Origin of the sequence: Candidatus Protofrankia californiensis (assembly GCF_900634765.1) — a bacterium.
In the GTDB taxonomy this organism is placed as follows: domain Bacteria; phylum Actinomycetota; class Actinomycetes; order Frankiales; family Frankiaceae; genus Protofrankia; species Protofrankia californiensis.
This window is the reverse complement of sequence record NZ_CAAAFT010000037.1, coordinates 26223-28959: the sequence shown is the minus strand read 5'-3', so window position 1 is coordinate 28959 and position 2737 is coordinate 26223. Positions and strand designations below refer to the sequence as shown.

Sequence of the window (2737 nt, the reverse complement as noted above, 5' to 3'; positions counted from 1 at the left end):
GGTGGGCAGGGGCGGGGTCGAACCGCCGACCTTCCGCTTTTCAGGCGGACGCTCGTACCGACTGAGCTACCTGCCCCGGTGCGACCATCCTGTCATACATGGGCCTACCAGGTCGCATCGAAGGACGAGACCAGCGTGACGCCGATGACATCCGATAGATGCGAGCGCGGTCCCGACGGGATTCGAACCCGCGACCTCCGCCTTGACAGGGCGGCGTGAACTCCAGACTTCACCACAGGACCATGCTGTGTGCTGTTCAGTTGTATCACATGCTTGACTGGTTGCCGTCGTGCCCGTTCTCCGACGAGAAGATCCCGCCTGACAGCACCCATCAGGTCCCTTGGGGCGGTGCCCCTGAGGCTCCATCGAGCGCTGCACAGAATCGTACAGCACGGCGGGACCATCCGGAGCCGGAGGTTGGTGCGTGCATGTATGCGTGCACGTGGATCGTCCGTGGCGGGCTCGGACGGGCCAGTGGTATGCCCATCCGAGCCTGTACGGCGCCGTCGGTTACAAGCCGTCAGCGACATAGTATTGATCAGTTACAGGCTGTGTAACTCGGACCGAGCCGGGACCTGGGCTCGCGATCCGTCGGCTCCCGGAGGCCAGGGCTGACGCTGGCGGGTCAAGGCGGTGCGATCATGCTTTTTTCGCGCCCGGGGTTCCTGGCGGAAACCGATCCGGGAGGTCCGGGAGGTCTGAGTCCCTGGGCATGGTGATGTTGCGAGGTTGTCCAGATGCTGACGGCATGGTGCCGACGGAACGCTTGTGGATCAGTCCTGCAGCGTGACGAGGTGCTGGGCTGTCCGGGTGTCACCGTCGACGATCGCGGCCACTACCACGGTGGTTCCGGTCTTGAAATCACCGATGCCGGCGTCGTCGCCGTCGATCCAAAGTTCCGTGTCACCGGTTACGGCGTAGGTGGCTTCGTATCCGTCCTTGCTCTTGACCGTGGCCGAGGTCTGGGACGTCTTGGTCAGTTCGCCGCGCTGGTAGGTGACGATCTGGTAGCCGTCGTCCGTCCTGACCGTCGCGTCGCCGTGCAGGGGACGGGAAGCATCCCAGCCGTCGAAGTCGTCGTCCGCCCACCAGCCCGGACCGCCGTGCCGGTGGTGCCTGTGTCTCGGCCGATCGGAGTCCAGGGTGGTCGTATCCTTGCTCGAACCATCGGTCGGCGACACGCTGGTCGTCGCCCCGGCCGGAGCGATCAGGTTGGTGGCGGCGCCGGGCGAAGCGATTGCTGCCGTGGTGACGCCTGCGACACCCAGAGTGCCAACTGTCGCGATCGCCGCAAACATGGTGCCGAGTCGAGGTCGCATCGTCGTCTACCCCTTTCGACGTACCCCTGTGGTACGTCTGATCCTCTCCTAGAGTGAGCTGATCACCTGAGGTGCAAGTTCAGGAAGTATTCAGAGTTTATGAGAACGCTCCGCTGTCGAGTTATAACGTTCGGCATTAGTTGCCTGTTTGAAAAGATTGTGACGATGAACCCGCCTGCCCCCGAACGATCCCGCCTCCGACCAGGTGGGCGATGAGCCGGATTTACGACGATCATGGATGATCTGGATGCGAGCCCGACCGGTGCACGCAGGCCGAGCTCGCGGAGACTTTCCTGTTCTGGTCGGGAAGTTACGGCTCAGGAAGTCACTGCTTGGTGAGGAAGTCGAGGAACAGCGGGTTGACAACCTCGGGGTGGGTCCAGCCGATATTGTGCGGGCCGCCGTTGACCTCGTGATACTGCAGACCCTTGACGAGGGCCGGCAGCCGGCGGCCGGTGTTGTCGATGGGCAGGATGCGGTCCTCGGTGCCCTGCACGACCAGCAGCGGAACGCTGGACAGCGCGGGCACATCACCGCGGAAATCGGTGCACCATGCGTCGACACACTGCAACGTGCCGAGCGCCGAGGCGCCGACGGCCACGATCCAGCTGTTCTGCCAGGCCTGTTCGCTGATGCGGGAGGTGCTGCCGAAGACGTCCACGTTGTAGAAGTTGTCGATGAAATCCTTCTGGTAGGCGAACCGGTCGTCGCGAATGGCCTGCTTGATGTCCTCGAACACCGTCGCCGGAACGCCTTCGGGGTTGTCGTCGGTCTGTAGAAGGTATGGCGCCAGCGGCGCGAACAGGGCTGCTTTGGCGACCCGGTCGGCGCCGTACGCGCCGAGGTAGCGAGTGACCTCGCCGGTGCCCATCGAGAAGCCGGCCAGGACGATGTCGCGCAGGCCGAGGGTCTCGATCAGGGTCTTCAGATCATCGGTGAACGTATCGTAGTCATAGCCGCTCACGGGCTGGCTGGACCTGCCGAACCCCCGCCGATCGTAGTAGATCACCCGATAGCCGGCGTCCAGCAGCATCGGGATCTGCTTCTCCCATGATGCTCCGTTGAGCGGGAAGCCATGGATCAGTACGACCGGCTGACCGGAACCATGGTCCTCGTAATAGATATCGATATTGCCGGAGTTTTCCTGACCAACGGTGACGTAGGGCATTCTCTCCCCCTCGCATGAATGTGCACGGCCGACCGACAAGGCGACAAGAGTCGTACCCGGCTGGGTCGTGCGGCATCCGTCCATGGCCGTGCATCGCATCCGTTGCGGGACGTCCAGGTTCCCTGGGCCTCCGAATCGTCGAGGGACCCGACAAGCACGCCTTATCGCCACAATGGCGTAAATTCACGATCGAGACGGGCCGGCGTTCTCAGCGGTCACGGTCACGCAGACGTTCCAGGGCCCGTCGGTC

2 protein-coding genes and 2 tRNA genes are annotated in these 2737 nt (G+C 63.4%); all 4 read right to left on the bottom strand.

Going from position 1 to position 2737, the window contains the following annotated elements; genetic code table 11:
* Window positions 1-2: 2 nt before the first annotated feature.
* The 4 genes from DD1DGNOD_RS01715 to DD1DGNOD_RS01700 all read right to left on the bottom strand — a co-directional run bounded on the left by DD1DGNOD_RS01715 (window position 3) and on the right by DD1DGNOD_RS01700 (window position 2487).
* Window positions 3-76 (bottom strand) — tRNA-Phe (locus DD1DGNOD_RS01715).
* A 91-nt stretch (window positions 77-167) separates the two neighbouring features.
* Window positions 168-242: transfer RNA gene (locus tag DD1DGNOD_RS01710), tRNA-Asp, on the bottom strand.
* Between the two features lie 531 nt (window positions 243-773).
* Window positions 774-1319, bottom strand: a complete 546-nt coding sequence (locus DD1DGNOD_RS01705) for a hypothetical protein (protein ID WP_131769288.1) — start codon at window positions 1317-1319, stop codon at window positions 774-776.
* 325 nt (window positions 1320-1644) lie between these two features.
* Window positions 1645-2487: an alpha/beta fold hydrolase gene (locus tag DD1DGNOD_RS01700; RefSeq protein ID WP_131769287.1), complete on the bottom strand. Its 843-nt coding sequence runs from the start codon at window positions 2485-2487 to the stop codon at window positions 1645-1647.
* Window positions 2488-2737 lie beyond the last annotated feature (250 nt).